The following is a 13,408-nucleotide window of genomic DNA, read 5'->3' as shown; positions in this document are numbered from 1 at the left end:
CCCGAGGACACCCCGCTTCCCTGTGCCACCAGCCGCGTGCGGTATTGGCATTGGCACCGGCACTGTCACGGTCCGATCCACGCGCTGGTTTGGATGAGTGTCTGGGGAAGCATGATGGCGATGCCCGACAACGGGGGAGAGGCCCGGGTCATGGAGCAGCGCTTTCTCCAAGAGGTGCGACCCTTCGTCGAAACCTACTGCCTCGACTGTCACGCCGGCGCCAAGGCCAAGGCGGATTTCGACCTCAAGCCCTACACCACCGGGGCATTGGCCCTGGCGGACCACGGGCATTGGCGGTTGGTGCGGGAGATGCTGGAGGACGGCGACATGCCGCCGGACGATGCGGAGCGGCTGCCCACGCTGGTGGAGCGGGCGGCGGTGCTCGCGTGGATCAAGGATGCCTTCCAGGCGGAGGCCGCGAAAAGCGCCGGCGACCCGGGGATCGTGCTGCCGCGGCGACTGAGCAACCGGGAGTATGACTACACGGTGCGTGACCTCACGGCAGTCGATCTCCGGCCGACGAAGGAGTTCCCGATCGACCCGGCGAACACGGCGGGTTTCGACAACTCGGGCGAGACCCTGATCATGTCACCAACCCTGCTGCGGAAGTATCTGGCGGCCGCGCGCGATGTGGCGAGCCACCTGTATCTGCAGCCCGACGGCTTTGCCTTCGCGCCCTTTCCGATGCTCGCCGACACGGACCGCGACAAGTTCTGGGTTCATCGGATCATTGATTTCTACCGCCGCCAGAACACGGATCTGGCCGCCTATTTTTCCGCCGCCTGGCATTTCCGGCACCGGGCCGCGTTCGGAAAGCCGGCGGCGACGCTGGCCGACGTGGCGCGGGAGCAGGGGGTGAGCGCGAAGTATCTCTCCACCGTTCACGCGCTGATGGAAGAGGAACTGGATGAAGTTGGACCGCTGGCCGGTTTGCGGGAGCGTTGGCGGCAACTGCCCGCGCCCGGCATGGCCGGCCCGGAGGCGGTTCGGGTGGGTTGCGAGGCGATGCGGGACTACGTCGTGCGCGTGCGCAGCAAGATTGAACATCGGTTTCTCAACCTTGAGGCCGGCAAGATCGCGGCGGACAGCTATCCGCTTCTGATCTGGAAGAACGTGCAGTATGCCACGCACCGGCGGTCCTATGACCGCGCCCAACTGCAGGTGGAGGGCGAGGCCCGGCCGTACAGCGAGCCGGTGGTCGAGCCGGGCACCAAGAATCCCTTTGGTCCCGGCAAGACGCCCCTGATCGAGAACCTGCCCGGTGATCCCGACCTGCACGTGCCGGCCGGGCAGCGCGCGCGTTACGAGGCGGCGTTCGCCCGGTTCAGCAGCGTGTTTCCCGACCTGTTCTACAAGGCCGAGCGGGGTCGCAATTATTTCGAAACCAAGAAGGACACGGGGCGCTACCTGAGTTCGGGCGTGCACAGCCGCCTCGGTTATTTCCGGGATGACCAACCGCTTTATGAACTGATCCTCGACGAGGCGGGCCAGGCGGAGCTCGACGCCCTGTGGTGGGATAGCGAGTTTGTCGCCAACGCGACGCTGCGCACGTTGCGGCAGAACGCCGGCAACAAGAGCATGACCGCGGCGAATCCCGATGCGGACGTGAAGGACATTGAACCGCCGGCCGCGGCCACCGACACCGTTTCGGAGACCGAGATCCGGCGAATGCAGGCGCGGCTTATCGACCTGACGGAGGGAAAAAGCGAACTGGTCAGCGCGGCGATCAGTAACTTTTTCAACGTCACCAACGCCACGATCCGGGCGGTGGAGGCGGCCCGCATCGCGGCTGAGCTCGCGCACCTGGATGCCCTGCTGAAATTCACGGAGCGGGCCTACCGACGTCCCCTGTCGCCTGCCGAGCGGGAGGTCACGCTGGCCTTTTACCGGACGACCCGGCAGGAAGGGCTAACCCATGAGGAGGCGATCCGGGAGTGTGTCACGGCCGTGCTGGTGGCGCCGGATATGAATTACCGCCTCGACCTGCTGGCGGAGGGACCGGGGATCGAACCGTATTCCGATCATGCCCTGGCCAGCCGGCTGAGCTATTTCCTGTGGTCGAGCATGCCGGACGAGGCGTTGCTCGCGCGGGCCGCCGCGGGGGAACTCAGGCGGCCAGAGGTCATCGCCGCCGAGGCCCGGCGGATGCTGCGCGATCCGCGCGCCCGGGCGCTGGCGGTGGAGTTTGGCGGAAACTGGCTAGAATTCCGCCGCTTCGAGGAGATCGCGACGGTGGACCTGGCGCACTTCACGACGTTCACGCCCGAGTTGCGGCAGGCGATGTATGAGGAGCCGGTGCGGTTCATGCTCGATGTGTTCCAGCGCGACCGGTCGATCCTGGATTTCCTGCATGCGGGGGACACGTTCGTGAACTCAGTGCTGGCGGCCCATTATGGGATTACGCCCGGGCCGGCCGGTGCGGACGGGTGGAGTCACGCGCCCGAGGCCTACCGGCAGGAGAGGGGAGGACTGCTGCCGATGGCGGCCTTCCTGACACTGCACGCGCCCGGGTTGCGCACGAGCCCGGTTAAGCGAGGGAACTGGGTGGTGAAGAACCTGCTCGGAGAACGCGTGCCACCGCCGCCGGCCGATGTGCCGGTGCTGCCCAGCAGCGAGGCGGAGAGTGATCTGCCCTTGCGGGAGATGCTGGCGCGTCACCGGGAGGACCCGAGCTGCTATTCCTGCCACGCCCGGATCGATTCTTTCGGGCTGGTCTTCGAAGGTTTTGGCCCCATCGGCGAGCGACGGACTAAAGACATGGCCGGCCGGCCGGTGGATACGCGGGCGGAGTTTCCCGACGGCGGCCATGGCGAGGGGCTGGCGGGCGTGCGCGAGCACATCCGCGCGCACCGGCAGGACGACTTTGTGGCGAACTTTTGCCGGAAGCTCCTGGCCTACGCCCTGAACCGCAGCCCGATCCTGTCGGACGATCTGCTGGTCGAGGACATGCAGGCCAGGTTGGCGGCCAACGATCACCGCTTCAGCGCGGTCATCGAGAGCATCGTCACGAGTCACCAGTTTTTGCACAAGCGCGGCACCCCCCGCGAACCATGAACCCCCTCGCGTCATGAACCCCATGAGCCATCGTTCCGCTTCCCCCCGCCACACCCTTAGCCGCCGCACGTTCCTCAAGGGCGTGGGGGTGACCATGGCGCTGCCCTGGCTCGAATCACTCGCCGGACCGCTCGTCACCACTGCCGGCGAGACGGCGGGCGCGGCGGCCGTGGCGCCCAAGCGTTTTGGGGTGATGTTCATGGGCAACGGCATCTGTCCGCCGCACTGGTGGGCGAAGGAGACGCCCGTCGGCCTCGAACTCGGACGGTCGCTGGAGCCGCTGGAGCCGCTCAAGCACAAGATCAACGTGATCGAAGGGCTCTTCAACCGTCAGGCCACGGGACAAGGCATCCATCCGGCGCAGACCGGCAACCTGCTCTCCGGCACGCCCATCGCCAAGGGCTCGATCATCCAGGGTGGCATCAGCATGGACCAGGTTCTGGCCAACCACATCGGGCAGGAGACCGTCCAGCCCAGCATGGTGCTCGCCTGTGAGCAGCCGATGACGGGTTACCACGAGACCAATTTCTCCAACGCCTACAGCTCGCACATCTCCTGGCGCAACGCGGATTCCCCGGTGCCCAACGAGCTGTATCCCGCCCTGGCCTTCGACAGCCTGTTCGAGAACCGTGGAAGCCTGCGCAACCTCAGCGTGCTGGACCGTATCGCCGACCGGGCCAAGGAACTGAGCCGCCGCATCAGCGCGGCGGACAAGGGCAAGCTAGACGAATACCTCACCAGCGTGCGCGAGGTGGAACGCGGCATCGAACGCATGCGCTCCGGCATGGACAAGGCCGCAGATCGTGCCAAGCACACCGGCCGGCCCCTCTTCTCGATGCAGCGGCCCGAGAACGGGCTCCCGGAAGGCCTGCGCGAGCACACGCGGCTGATGTGCGACATCATCGCCCTTGGATTCCAGACGGACAAGACCCGCGTGGCCTCGCTGCTGCTCGCGCGGGATTTGTCGGGGTTGTATTATCCCTGGCTAAACGCCCCCGACCCGCATCACAAGACATCGCACAGCGACACCTCGGACCACTACGAGCGCATGACCCGGTTTCATGTGAGCCAACTCGCCTACCTGTCCAAGCGGCTGGACGAGATGCCCGAGGGGGACGGCACGGTGTTGGACAACACATGCCTCATGTTCCTTTCCAACATGTGGTCGGGGTCGCGGCACGACAACTCCAAGGTGCCGCTCGTGACCGTCGGCGGTTTGGGCCGGACGCTCAAGACCGGCCGGGTGCTCGACTACACCGGGGCGGGCGACGACAATCGTAAACTATGCAGTCTCTACCTGAGCCTGATGGACCGCATGGACGTGAAGCTCGACCACTTCGGTGACGCTGACGAGCGGCTGGCGGGAGTTTGAGGCGCGGTTCCGATCATCGCCGCACATGGCCGGGCTATCGCTCGAGGACGTCGATCAGTATGCGATTGCAGCGCTAGGGGCCGTGAACCGGGGAAGGAGAGAGGAGGGGCAGGATGTTCCCAAGCCACGAGCGGCTCAGGGCGACTTGTTGAAGCGGACGACAGCGTGGGGGCGATGTGAGCTGGTCATGAGGGCGCGCAGGCGGGCGGCAATCTCAGGCTCCTCGGTGGCGAGGTCGCGCGTTTCAGAGGAATCGGAGGCTAGGTTGTAGAGCTCGAGTTTTTCGGGTTTTTCGTTGGCGAGGTTGAGCCGCACGGCTTTCCAATCACCCGCACGGACAGCCTGCGAGCCGACGCCTTCGTAGAATTCCCAGTAGAGGTGGTCGTGCCTTCTCTGTCCGGGTTTTCCGAGCAGGGTGGGCAGGAAGGAAATGCCGTCGAGGTCGGCGGGGACGGGGGCACCGGCGATTTCGGCAAAGGTGGGAAAGAGATCCCAAGCAGCGTTGATATGTTCGCTCACGGTGCCGGGTTGGATGCGGCCGGGCCAGCGGGCGATCATGGGGGCGCGGATGCCGCCTTCGTAGAGGTCTCGTTTAAAGCCGCGGAAAGGGCCGTTGGAGTCGAAGAACTCCACGTTGTGGCCGCCGCCGCCGTAAGCGCCGTTGTCGCTGTCGAAGATGACGAGGGTGTTTTCGTCGAGGCCGAGCTCGCGCAGTCGGGCCATGATCTGGCCGACGGTGAGATCAACATACTGCACCATTCGGGCATAGCTACGCTCGACAGACGGCCAGTCGCGGTCGGCAAATTCACCGAGGTCGAAGACTTCAGTGCCGTCGCCGGTGGCCCTGGCTTTTTCGCCGTTGTTGTGCGGGAGGTTGAGAGCGAGGTAGAGGAAGAAGGGGCGGTCGCGGTGCGTGACGATGAAGTTCATTGCGTCCTGCTCGATGAGGTGGGGCGCGTAGGTGCCTTTGACCTTGGCGACACCGGTGCCCTCGGGCAGGTGAGGGAAGGGGTGGGCGGGGTCGAGGACGTTGGCGGGGAGCGTTTCCTTCACCCCGTTGCGGTAGAGAAACTCGGGGAAAAAATTGTGGGCGTGAAACATGTTCACGTAGCCGTAGGCGTGGTCGAAGCCGTGGCGTAGGGGATCGTCGACGGGGAGAGGTTCGCCCACGCCCCATTTCCCGATGATGGCGGTGGTGTAGCCGGCGGCTTTGAGGGCTTCGGGGAGCGTGACACGCGCAGGGTCGAGCTGCTGGCCCTTGCCGTTGCCGCGCACGGAGGTGCGGCCGGTGTGGAGACCCTCGAGGAGGCTGGAGCGCGAGGGGCCGCAGACGGTGGAGCCGGAGTAGTGTTGGGTGAAACGCATCCCCTCGGTGGCGAGCCGGTCGAGGTGTGGTGTCTTCAGTTTTTTTTGGCCGTAAGAGCCAAGGTCGCCGAGGCCGAGGTCGTCGGCGAGGATGTAGATGATGTTGGGGCGGCCCGCGGCGGCGGGTGATGCGGCTGCACGAAGAGGGGAAAAAACGCCGAGGCAGAGAAGGAGCGAGCAAAGGGAGGCGGCGAGCGGGCGCGAGCAGGGGTGATTCATAAATTAGAGGGAGTTAGAGAAAATATGGAGGAGAGCTTTAAGCTCGCGGATTTTTTCGGGGTGGGCTGAAGCGAGGTTGGTTTTTTCGCCAGGATCATCAGTGAGGTTATAAAGTTCGGGAGGGGTTTCGGGGGAAAGGTTTCGCTTGCCGCCATGAGGGAGGAGTTTCCATGGGCCGGAGATGACGCCGACGGGCTGGCCATCGTTCATGCAGAAATAGGGCTGCGAGGCGAAGGGAGCTGAGGGGGTGAGCAGATGGGCCGAGAGGTCATGGCCGTCGAGCGCGCGGTCGGGGAGGGGCGTGCGGGTGAAACGGGCGAGGGTGGGGAAGAGATCAATGGTCGAGACGAGGGCGTCGCTGGTCTGGCCGGCGGGGATGCGGGTGGGCCAGCGGATGATGGCGGGGACGCGGAGGCCGCCTTCGTAGGTAGAGAATTTGCCATCGCGGAAAGTGCCCGCGCTGCCGGTGGCGTCGCCTTTGCCGAGCCAGGGGCCGTTGTCGGAGGCGAAGAGGACGAGGGTGTTCTCGTCGAGCCCGCGGGCGGCGAGGTGATCGAGGAGGCGGCCGACGTGGTAATCGATTTCCTCGACGGTGTCGCCGTAGAGGCCGCGCGGGCTTTGGCCGAGAAACTCTGACGAGGCAAAGAGCGGGACGTGCGGCATGGCGGGCGTGAGGTAGACGAAGAAGGGTTTTTTGTCGGCGGAGGCGCGGTCGATGAAGTCGAGGGCGCGGTCGAAGTAGCGACGGGTGAGCGATGCTTGGTCGGCGGGGAATTCGACGATCTGTTGTCCCTCCATGAGTGGGACGAGGTCGCGGAGGCCCTTGGCTTCGATGGCGGCGCGGTTGGCGACATTATTTTTCACGAAGGATTGTGCTTCGAGGGCGCGCTCGCGGGTCCAGCCATCGCGAAAGGTGGCGTTGTCGGCCCACGCTTGGGAGGGGCCGACATACATGTCATTGCTGTAGGGGATGCCCAAATAGGTGTCGAAGCCCTGGGCGGTGGGTAGGAATTGCGGGGCATCGCCGAGGTGCCATTTGCCGATGCAGGCGGTGGCGTAACCGCGGGGGCGGAGAAATTCGGCGAGGGTGAGTTCACCGGGCGACAGGCCGTTGTTGCCGGGGACGAAGACGCCGCGCACGCCGTGGCGCGAAGAGTAGCGGCCCGTCAACAGACTCGCGCGCGAGGCGGAGCAGACGGAGGCGGCAACGTGGAAGTTGGTGAAGCGGACACCCTCGGCGGCCATGCGGTCGAGGCGGGGGGTGCGGATGCTTTCGGAGCCGTAGCAGCCAAGGTCGGCGTAGCCTTGGTCGTCGGTGAAGATGATTACGATGTTGGGCGGGCGCTCGGTGGCGCCAATCGCGGAAACCGCCGCGAAGATCAGGAGTCCGAGGAGAGTCAGGACGGGCATGAAGACGAGGCGTGGGTTCATAACAGGAGGACGACGACGGGGGATCAGGTTGTGCCGGGTGGGATGAGGCTAGTGGTCCGGCGGGACTGGGAAACGCGCCGCAGTGCCAACAGGCTCAGGGTGGAGAGGAACCAGACGCTGGGGGCGCCTCCTCCTCCGCCACCACCACCGCCAGTCGTGGGGGGCGACGGTGGCGGTAGTGTCGGCGTGGTCGCGGTTGTCGAGCCGCTCACGGGACCGGCGTAATCAGACAGGCCGAATGTGTTCAGTGCGGCGACGCGGAAGTAATATGTCGTGCTGTCGTTGAGTCCGGTGACGGTGGTGCCGGTGGCGTTGGCGGCGAGGTCGGTGAGATCGGTCCATGGGCCGGCCGAGGCCGGGCTGCGTTGGACGCGGTAGGCGGTCTCATTGCTGGCGTTGTCGGTCCAGGAGAGTGTGATGCTCGATGCTGTGGCGGTGCCGACCGCCAAGCCGCCGGGGGCAGAGGGAAGGGTGGCGGCGGTACCGAAGCGGATGTCTGTGGTGGTGGTGGTTTCGATGTCGAGGTAGGTGGCCTTGTTGGCGTCGGTGATCGTGGTGCCACCGATGGTGACGTTGTTTAACTCTACGTTTTTCACTCGGAAGGTGGCGGTACCGTTGGAGGCGGCGTTGGTCTGGCCGCGGATCCGGCCTTTGCCGAATTGGGCGTCGACCGTGATGTTACTGAGCAAAAGATCCCCGAGATAGCCGACGTTCGCCAACGGCACTTGCTGGGCGCCGGGCACACCGTTGCTGCTGGAACGCGGTTTCAAGTTCACCAAGCCGGGGATGGTGCCCTCGATGCGGATGTTTTGCAGAATGGTCAGCGTGTTGCCGCCGTAGCCGAAGGGGCGGTAGTCGAGGCCGATCTGGGCGGCGACGAGTCCGTTGTTGTTGCCGAGGCCGATCCACTCGGGGTGGATAATGTCGATGTTTTCGAGCAGCGAGGAACCGGAGTTGTAGGTGTTACCGCCATCTCCACCCCAACCGTAGGTGAGGATGGCGCCGTTGTGGCCGGCCCAGAGCACGCAGTCGTGGACCCAGATGTCGAAGTTGTAGAAGTGGTCGTCGACGGCGCGCAGGAAACTGTGACTGATCTCGGAGCCGGAACCGACGCGGACTGCGTCGTTGTTGGAATGCCAGCCGAGGAATTTCAGGTTCTTGATCGTGGCGCGGTTGCCGACGATGCCGTGCTCGGGGGACTCCATCATGGTGACGCCCTCGACGGTGGCGTTGTTGTTGCCGATAAGGACGAGCTGACCGTAGTCGGTGCCGGAGAAGCCCGGGGTGCCGTGCCAAGTGTATTGACGGCCGGTGAGGAGTCCGCGGCCGAAGATTTTTTGGTTGGAGTTGCTCTGAGCTTGGCGAGTGAGGATACCTTCGACGAAGGCGCCGCCTTCGAGGTAAAGCGCTTGGCCGTTTTGCAGGGCGAGGACGCCGTCGCTGCTGATGAGACCGGTGCCGCCGGCGTAGTTTTTCAGGTTATGATAGCCGGCCGGGAAGAAGATGGTGGAGGCGGCGGCGAGGCTGGCGGGGCTGACGGTGGGGCCGTAAACAACGACACCGGCGTCGGTGCGGCCGGGCTGGCCGGTCTCGGTCGGATCGACGAAGATGCCGAGCATGTGTTTGATCCACAGGTTCGGTGAGGTCTGGTTGTCGGCGGCGATGAAATTGACCGAGAGGTAGCGGTTGGCGGCGTTGACGGTGAAGGTTGTTTCCGTGCCGGAGGTGGACGTGGGAGTGTAGCCGTAGCTGCGCGGCGAGAGCGTGATGGATGTGGCGTCGGTGCCGAATTTCTTGACGACGCGGAAAGTGAGAACGGAGCCGGCGGCGGGGTTGTAGCTGACGTTGACGAAGGAGAACGTGCGGCCCTGCAATTCGGTGGCGCGGAAATCGCCGGCATAGATTGCCTCGGACATGAGAACCTCAACCTTTTGCTCGGGGCCGTTGCCGAGGCGGACGTAGACGTCGTATCTATCGGAGAGCTTCGCCTGTCCGGTCGCGTCGGGCCAGTCGTAGCTGATGAGCTGGGCTGAGGCGGGGGCCAGCAGCGTGCTAAGAGCGAGGAACAGTGAGGAAAAATGCTTCATCGCATGAAGAAAAGCTTTTGGAGGGGGCGAGCTCAGTCACAGTCGATCACGACGCGGCGATAGGCAGTAAGCGGAACGCCGGAGTTTTTGTCCTGAACTTCGAGGATGAGGTGCAGCTGTCCGCGATGGGGCGGAGTCGTCACGGTGAAGCGGGCAAGCGGTCCGTTGCTTTCGATGATCGGCAACGGTCCGAGGTGGGTGCCGGCTTCGGGGTAGAAATACCAACGGAATGTGAGAGTGTCGCCATCGGGGTCGGAGGAGGCGGAGGCGTCGAAGCGGAGAGTCTGGCCCGGGAGGGCGTCGACGCGGGCGATGCGTTCGCTGCGGTCACCATTGAGCGCGGCGACGGGAGGATGGTTGGCCTGGGCGTAGGGTTGCACGCACCAGTCCATGCGGGCCTGGAATTCGTTCTGGTAGGCGCGGCGCCAGCGGAAGATGGGGACGCCGATGCCGTGGTAGTGGATGCCGGTTTGAGGGTCGGTCCAGCAGTCGGCGGCTTCGGGGACCATGGCGAAGGGCATGAATTTTTCCTCGGTAGCGACGAGATCCGCCCACTTGAGTTGGTCGGCGCGGACGTTGAGCCGTTTTTGAGTGGCGAAGCGGCCGCCCCAGCCGCCCCACGTCGGTTCTTCGGGGACGTAGAGACCGGGGTTGGCGTGGCCGAGCCACGTGCTCGTGCCGCCGCCTTCGAGAGTGTGATCGATTTCCGGCTGCTGCCATTTTTCGCGGCGCGGGTAGAGGGCGCCGAGCGGGCCGTGGTTGGTCTGAACGTGTTCGCGGGCCCAGTCGTGCTGGCCTTTGCCGGGGTAGGCGGCGGACGGATTCCAAGTCACGGGGCCGTCGTTGTTCATGAGATTAAAAACCTGCAACTGGCTGCGGAGGTAGCGCACATGGGGGAAACTGCGCGCGATCCATGCACCGGCGTCGTCCTGGCCGGCGTCGTCGTAGATGCGGAGCTTGGCGAGCGCGGCGTCGAAGGCAGCAGCGTTGAGCCGGGCGCGGAGATCCCACAGCGCCTGCGCGAGGCAGTTGGCTCCGGCGTTGATGCAAAGGTAGAGAGGCCTCGGGTCGCCGTTGGTCAGGGCACGCACGATCAATTCCGAGCCGTCAGTGCTGCGGCCGTCGCCGACACCGAGCATGCCGTATTCGCGGGGACCGCTGCCGGTGCGGCTGAGGAGGTGTTCAACAGTCGGCCAGCCGTCAGCGTGGAGCAGGAGATTATCGCGCACGCGCCCGTAGGCGTGGATGCGCTCGGTAATCATCGTCGGCTGGACGTCGTTGCGGACCAGGTCGGAGTCGTTTTTGCCGGCGTATTGATGGCACGACGACACAGCGATGAGGCCTTCGACGTCGAACTGGTTGGCGTGAACGAGCAGGCGCACCATGGTCTGCGAGTCGTCGGCCTCGTTGCCCATGTCGGTGAGGACGACGATGCGGCTGCGGGGTATTTCGACGAAGCGCAGGGTGGCGGTTTCTTCGCCGGCGGAGGTGGCGGCGAAAGTGACGGTCGCAGCGAAGATTGCCGCGAGGGGCAGCAAAAGGCGAAGGCGCCGTTTCACGAGGACATCAGCGGGCACCGGGCATCTTGAGGCCGAGGCTGGCCATGTAGGGTGCGATTTCCATGACCATGACGCCGTAGCCGTAACCGGTTTCGTCGGTGGTCTTGGAGAGCTGGAAGGTCATGTATTTGCCGTCGTCGGAGATGACGCCCTGCGTGCATTTGAAGACGGGGTCATCATTGAAGAACGTGAGGCGTTGGGTGGCGCCGGTGCCGTCGAGGGCGACGATGTAGTGGTCGATACCGTCGTAATTTTTCTTGCCGGGCACGTTATGGCGGTGGCGGCTGCTCTCAACGAGCGTGTAGCGGCCATCGGGGAAAATGCCCTCGGGTTCGCTGTAACGGTCGGGGAGTTTGGTGTAGTCGGTGAGCTTGCCGGTGTTGAGGTCGAGGCCGTAGGTTTCGGAAAGGTAGTTGTCGCGTTTGGTGTAGATGTTGAAAATCAGTTCGTGCTCGGCGCCGGGGCGGAAGTTTTGGGCTTCCATGAGGCTCTCGGGGCGGGGCAGGTCGACTTCCTTGAGGACGGTGCGTCGGTTGACGAGCGAGGGGATGCCGTTGGCGTCGTAAGCGATGTCGGCGAGGTCGAGGCCTTTGTTCACGGCCCAGAAGATTTTCATCTGGGTGCGGGAGACGGCGGGGCCTTCCTTGCAATGCGCGCCGAGCGCCACGGGTGGTTTGCCGGAGCCGGGGCGCAGCACCCAGAGCTCGGCGCCCACTTCCTGCCGCGAGGGGCCGGGATTGGCGGGGTCAAAGAAGCGGGCACCGGAGAGGAGAATGTCACCGTTGGCGAGGTAGAGTGCGCGGGTGTAACCGGCGTGCGGGTAGTGATGCGTGAGCGGGGTGATTTCGCGGGTGGCGAGATCGACCTCGAAGACGTCGCCACAGGTTTTCTCGAGGAAGACGATGCGTTTGCCGTCGTGCGACCAGTCGGGACGTTCGCCGAAAGTCGTCACCGCTGTGATGAAGGGCGGCATCAAGTGAGGATATTTCAATTCCTTGATGCTTTTGGCGGGCGCGTAAGGTGCGGTGACGAGTAGCAGAGCTGTCAGGGGGAGGAGGGTGTTTTTCATGGACGGGGAATAATAGGAGTTTGCGTGAAGATGCGGGGCGGAGGGACGCGTTTCATGGGGTGGCTGGCGTCGGGACAGCGGTGCCCGCGGCGGAGCGTTCGCGGTCGTCAAGACGGACCTTGATACGGTCGAAGCGCACTTCGCCGAATTTCCCGGGCATCACGCGGTCGTGGTGCTTGAGAAAATAGACGTAGAATTCCTGTCCGGTGATCTCGTTGTCGTCGCCCGTGGAGACGATCGTGGGATAGTCGTTGAGATGCGGATCCTGGAACAGGATCTGCCAGTCGCTCCACACGAGACCGTCGACGGAAGTGGTCAGTTGGAGTTCGCTCTGGCGCACGTCCTCCCATTTGCTTCCGCGGGTGACGATGATGAAGCGGCCCAGGAAGGTGTTGTAGGCGGCGTCGCCGTGCATCAAGCCGCGCGTGGGGATATTGAGCGGGGTGAAGCGTCCGCCGAGACCGGGCTCGCGCCAATCGCCCTCGTGGTACTTGTGCCAGACGCCGACGCGTCCTGCCTGCGCGCTGCGGACAACGTCGTCCACCCGGGCGCGCATGACGGCCACGCCGTCTTCGAGGCGGTCGCCGACCACGCGGTTGTCGCGGTAGTAGAGGCGGAACCAGCCGTCGTGGACTATCACGTTGGCATAGCCAACGTTGAGATTGCCTTTGGCGCCGGTGTACCAGTCGCGGAACGAGGCGTTGGGTTCCATAATGTAGCCGAGCCACTTCCAGTGGCGGCCGCCGTCGCCTGACAAGGCGAGGCCGAAGCGGAAATAGACGCCGCGCCGTCCTTGGTCGCCGCGGGCGACGACACTTTCCTCGGTGTGGATGAAAGCCAGCACCTGCCCGTTGCCGAGATCATGAATGCCAGCGAACCAGCCGAAGTTGCCCGGCTGGTCGCGGTCGAGGCGGCGGTTGGGCAAACCGACAAACTCCACGCCGCGTTCGGCGACGAGCGCGAAGGGTTCGTCTAGCGTGCCAACGGCTAGTGTCTGCCCCTCGGGTACCTTGGAACAGGTGCTGAACCACTTGCTCTGCTCGCGTTCGGCGATCCGGTAGATGCCGGTGTCGAATTCACGGATACCGAGATCCTTCATACGGGCGGAAGACATCACCGTCTCCGGTGCGGCTACCGTGAAGGCGACGGTGGCGGGCGTTCCTTGGGCGGCGTGGGCGTTGTCGCCGAAGAGGGCACAGGCCAGGGCGGCGAGGCGGAGGAGGGGTAGACGGGGTGGCTTCATGAAGGTGAT

8 protein-coding genes are annotated in these 13,408 nt (G+C 64.6%); 2 read left to right on the top strand and 6 right to left on the bottom strand.

What is annotated here, in order from left to right; translation table 11 throughout:
* The first annotated feature begins 267 nt into the window (after window positions 1–267).
* Entirely contained in the window at window positions 268–3,054 is a 2,787-nt protein-coding gene (locus ESB00_RS11160) for a DUF1592 domain-containing protein (protein ID WP_129047766.1), read from the top strand.
* A gap of 22 nt (window positions 3,055–3,076) precedes the next feature.
* On the top strand, window positions 3,077–4,426 hold the full coding sequence (locus tag ESB00_RS11155) for a DUF1552 domain-containing protein (RefSeq protein ID WP_218938734.1): 1,350 nt from the start codon (window positions 3,077–3,079) through the stop codon (window positions 4,424–4,426).
* A gap of 135 nt (window positions 4,427–4,561) precedes the next feature.
* Here the strand turns inward: ESB00_RS11155 and ESB00_RS11150 are convergent, their stop codons facing one another.
* The 6 genes from ESB00_RS11150 to ESB00_RS11125 are packed head-to-tail and all read right to left on the bottom strand — an operon-like array spanning window position 4,562 to window position 13,399.
* A complete protein-coding gene (locus ESB00_RS11150; protein WP_129047765.1) occupies window positions 4,562–6,010 on the bottom strand; it encodes an arylsulfatase in 1,449 nt (482 codons plus the stop codon).
* 3 nt (window positions 6,011–6,013) lie between these two features.
* Window positions 6,014–7,441, bottom strand: a complete 1,428-nt coding sequence (locus ESB00_RS11145; protein ID WP_129047764.1) for a sulfatase family protein — start codon at window positions 7,439–7,441, stop codon at window positions 6,014–6,016.
* Between the two features lie 23 nt (window positions 7,442–7,464).
* Window positions 7,465–9,528: a fibronectin type III domain-containing protein gene (locus ESB00_RS11140; protein ID WP_129047763.1), complete on the bottom strand. Its 2,064-nt coding sequence runs from the start codon at window positions 9,526–9,528 to the stop codon at window positions 7,465–7,467.
* A 32-nt stretch (window positions 9,529–9,560) separates the two neighbouring features.
* Entirely contained in the window at window positions 9,561–11,087 is a 1,527-nt protein-coding gene (locus ESB00_RS11135; RefSeq protein WP_129047762.1) for a nucleoside hydrolase-like domain-containing protein, read from the bottom strand.
* A gap of 7 nt (window positions 11,088–11,094) precedes the next feature.
* Complete coding sequence (locus ESB00_RS11130) at window positions 11,095–12,156, bottom strand: TolB-like translocation protein (protein ID WP_129047761.1); 1,062 nt, start codon at window positions 12,154–12,156, stop codon at window positions 11,095–11,097.
* Window positions 12,157–12,208: 52 nt separating this feature from the next.
* Window positions 12,209–13,399: a hypothetical protein gene (locus tag ESB00_RS11125; RefSeq protein ID WP_129047760.1), complete on the bottom strand. Its 1,191-nt coding sequence runs from the start codon at window positions 13,397–13,399 to the stop codon at window positions 12,209–12,211.
* Between the last annotated feature and the right edge of the window lie 9 nt (window positions 13,400–13,408).

It is taken from the genome of Oleiharenicola lentus, from assembly GCF_004118375.1.
Taxonomy (GTDB): Bacteria; Verrucomicrobiota; Verrucomicrobiia; order Opitutales; family Opitutaceae; genus Lacunisphaera; species Lacunisphaera lenta.
Note: the sequence above shows the minus strand (reverse complement) of the source record. Positions and strands in the feature narration are given on the sequence as shown.

What these genes read in the sequence shown, in the direction of transcription:
- ESB00_RS11150 (WP_129047765.1), bottom strand. Translation starts at nt 6,010, where the DNA reads ATGAATCACCCCTGCTCGCGCCCGCTCGCCGCCTCCCTTTGCTCGCTC.
- ESB00_RS11145 (WP_129047764.1), bottom strand. Translation starts at nt 7,441, where the DNA reads ATGAACCCACGCCTCGTCTTCATGCCCGTCCTGACTCTCCTCGGACTC.
- ESB00_RS11130 (WP_129047761.1), bottom strand. Translation starts at nt 12,156, where the DNA reads ATGAAAAACACCCTCCTCCCCCTGACAGCTCTGCTACTCGTCACCGCA.
- ESB00_RS11125 (WP_129047760.1), bottom strand. Translation starts at nt 13,399, where the DNA reads ATGAAGCCACCCCGTCTACCCCTCCTCCGCCTCGCCGCCCTGGCCTGT.
- ESB00_RS11155 (WP_218938734.1), top strand. Translation starts at nt 3,077, where the DNA reads ATGAGCCATCGTTCCGCTTCCCCCCGCCACACCCTTAGCCGCCGCACG.
- ESB00_RS11140 (WP_129047763.1), bottom strand. Translation starts at nt 9,528, where the DNA reads ATGAAGCATTTTTCCTCACTGTTCCTCGCTCTTAGCACGCTGCTGGCC.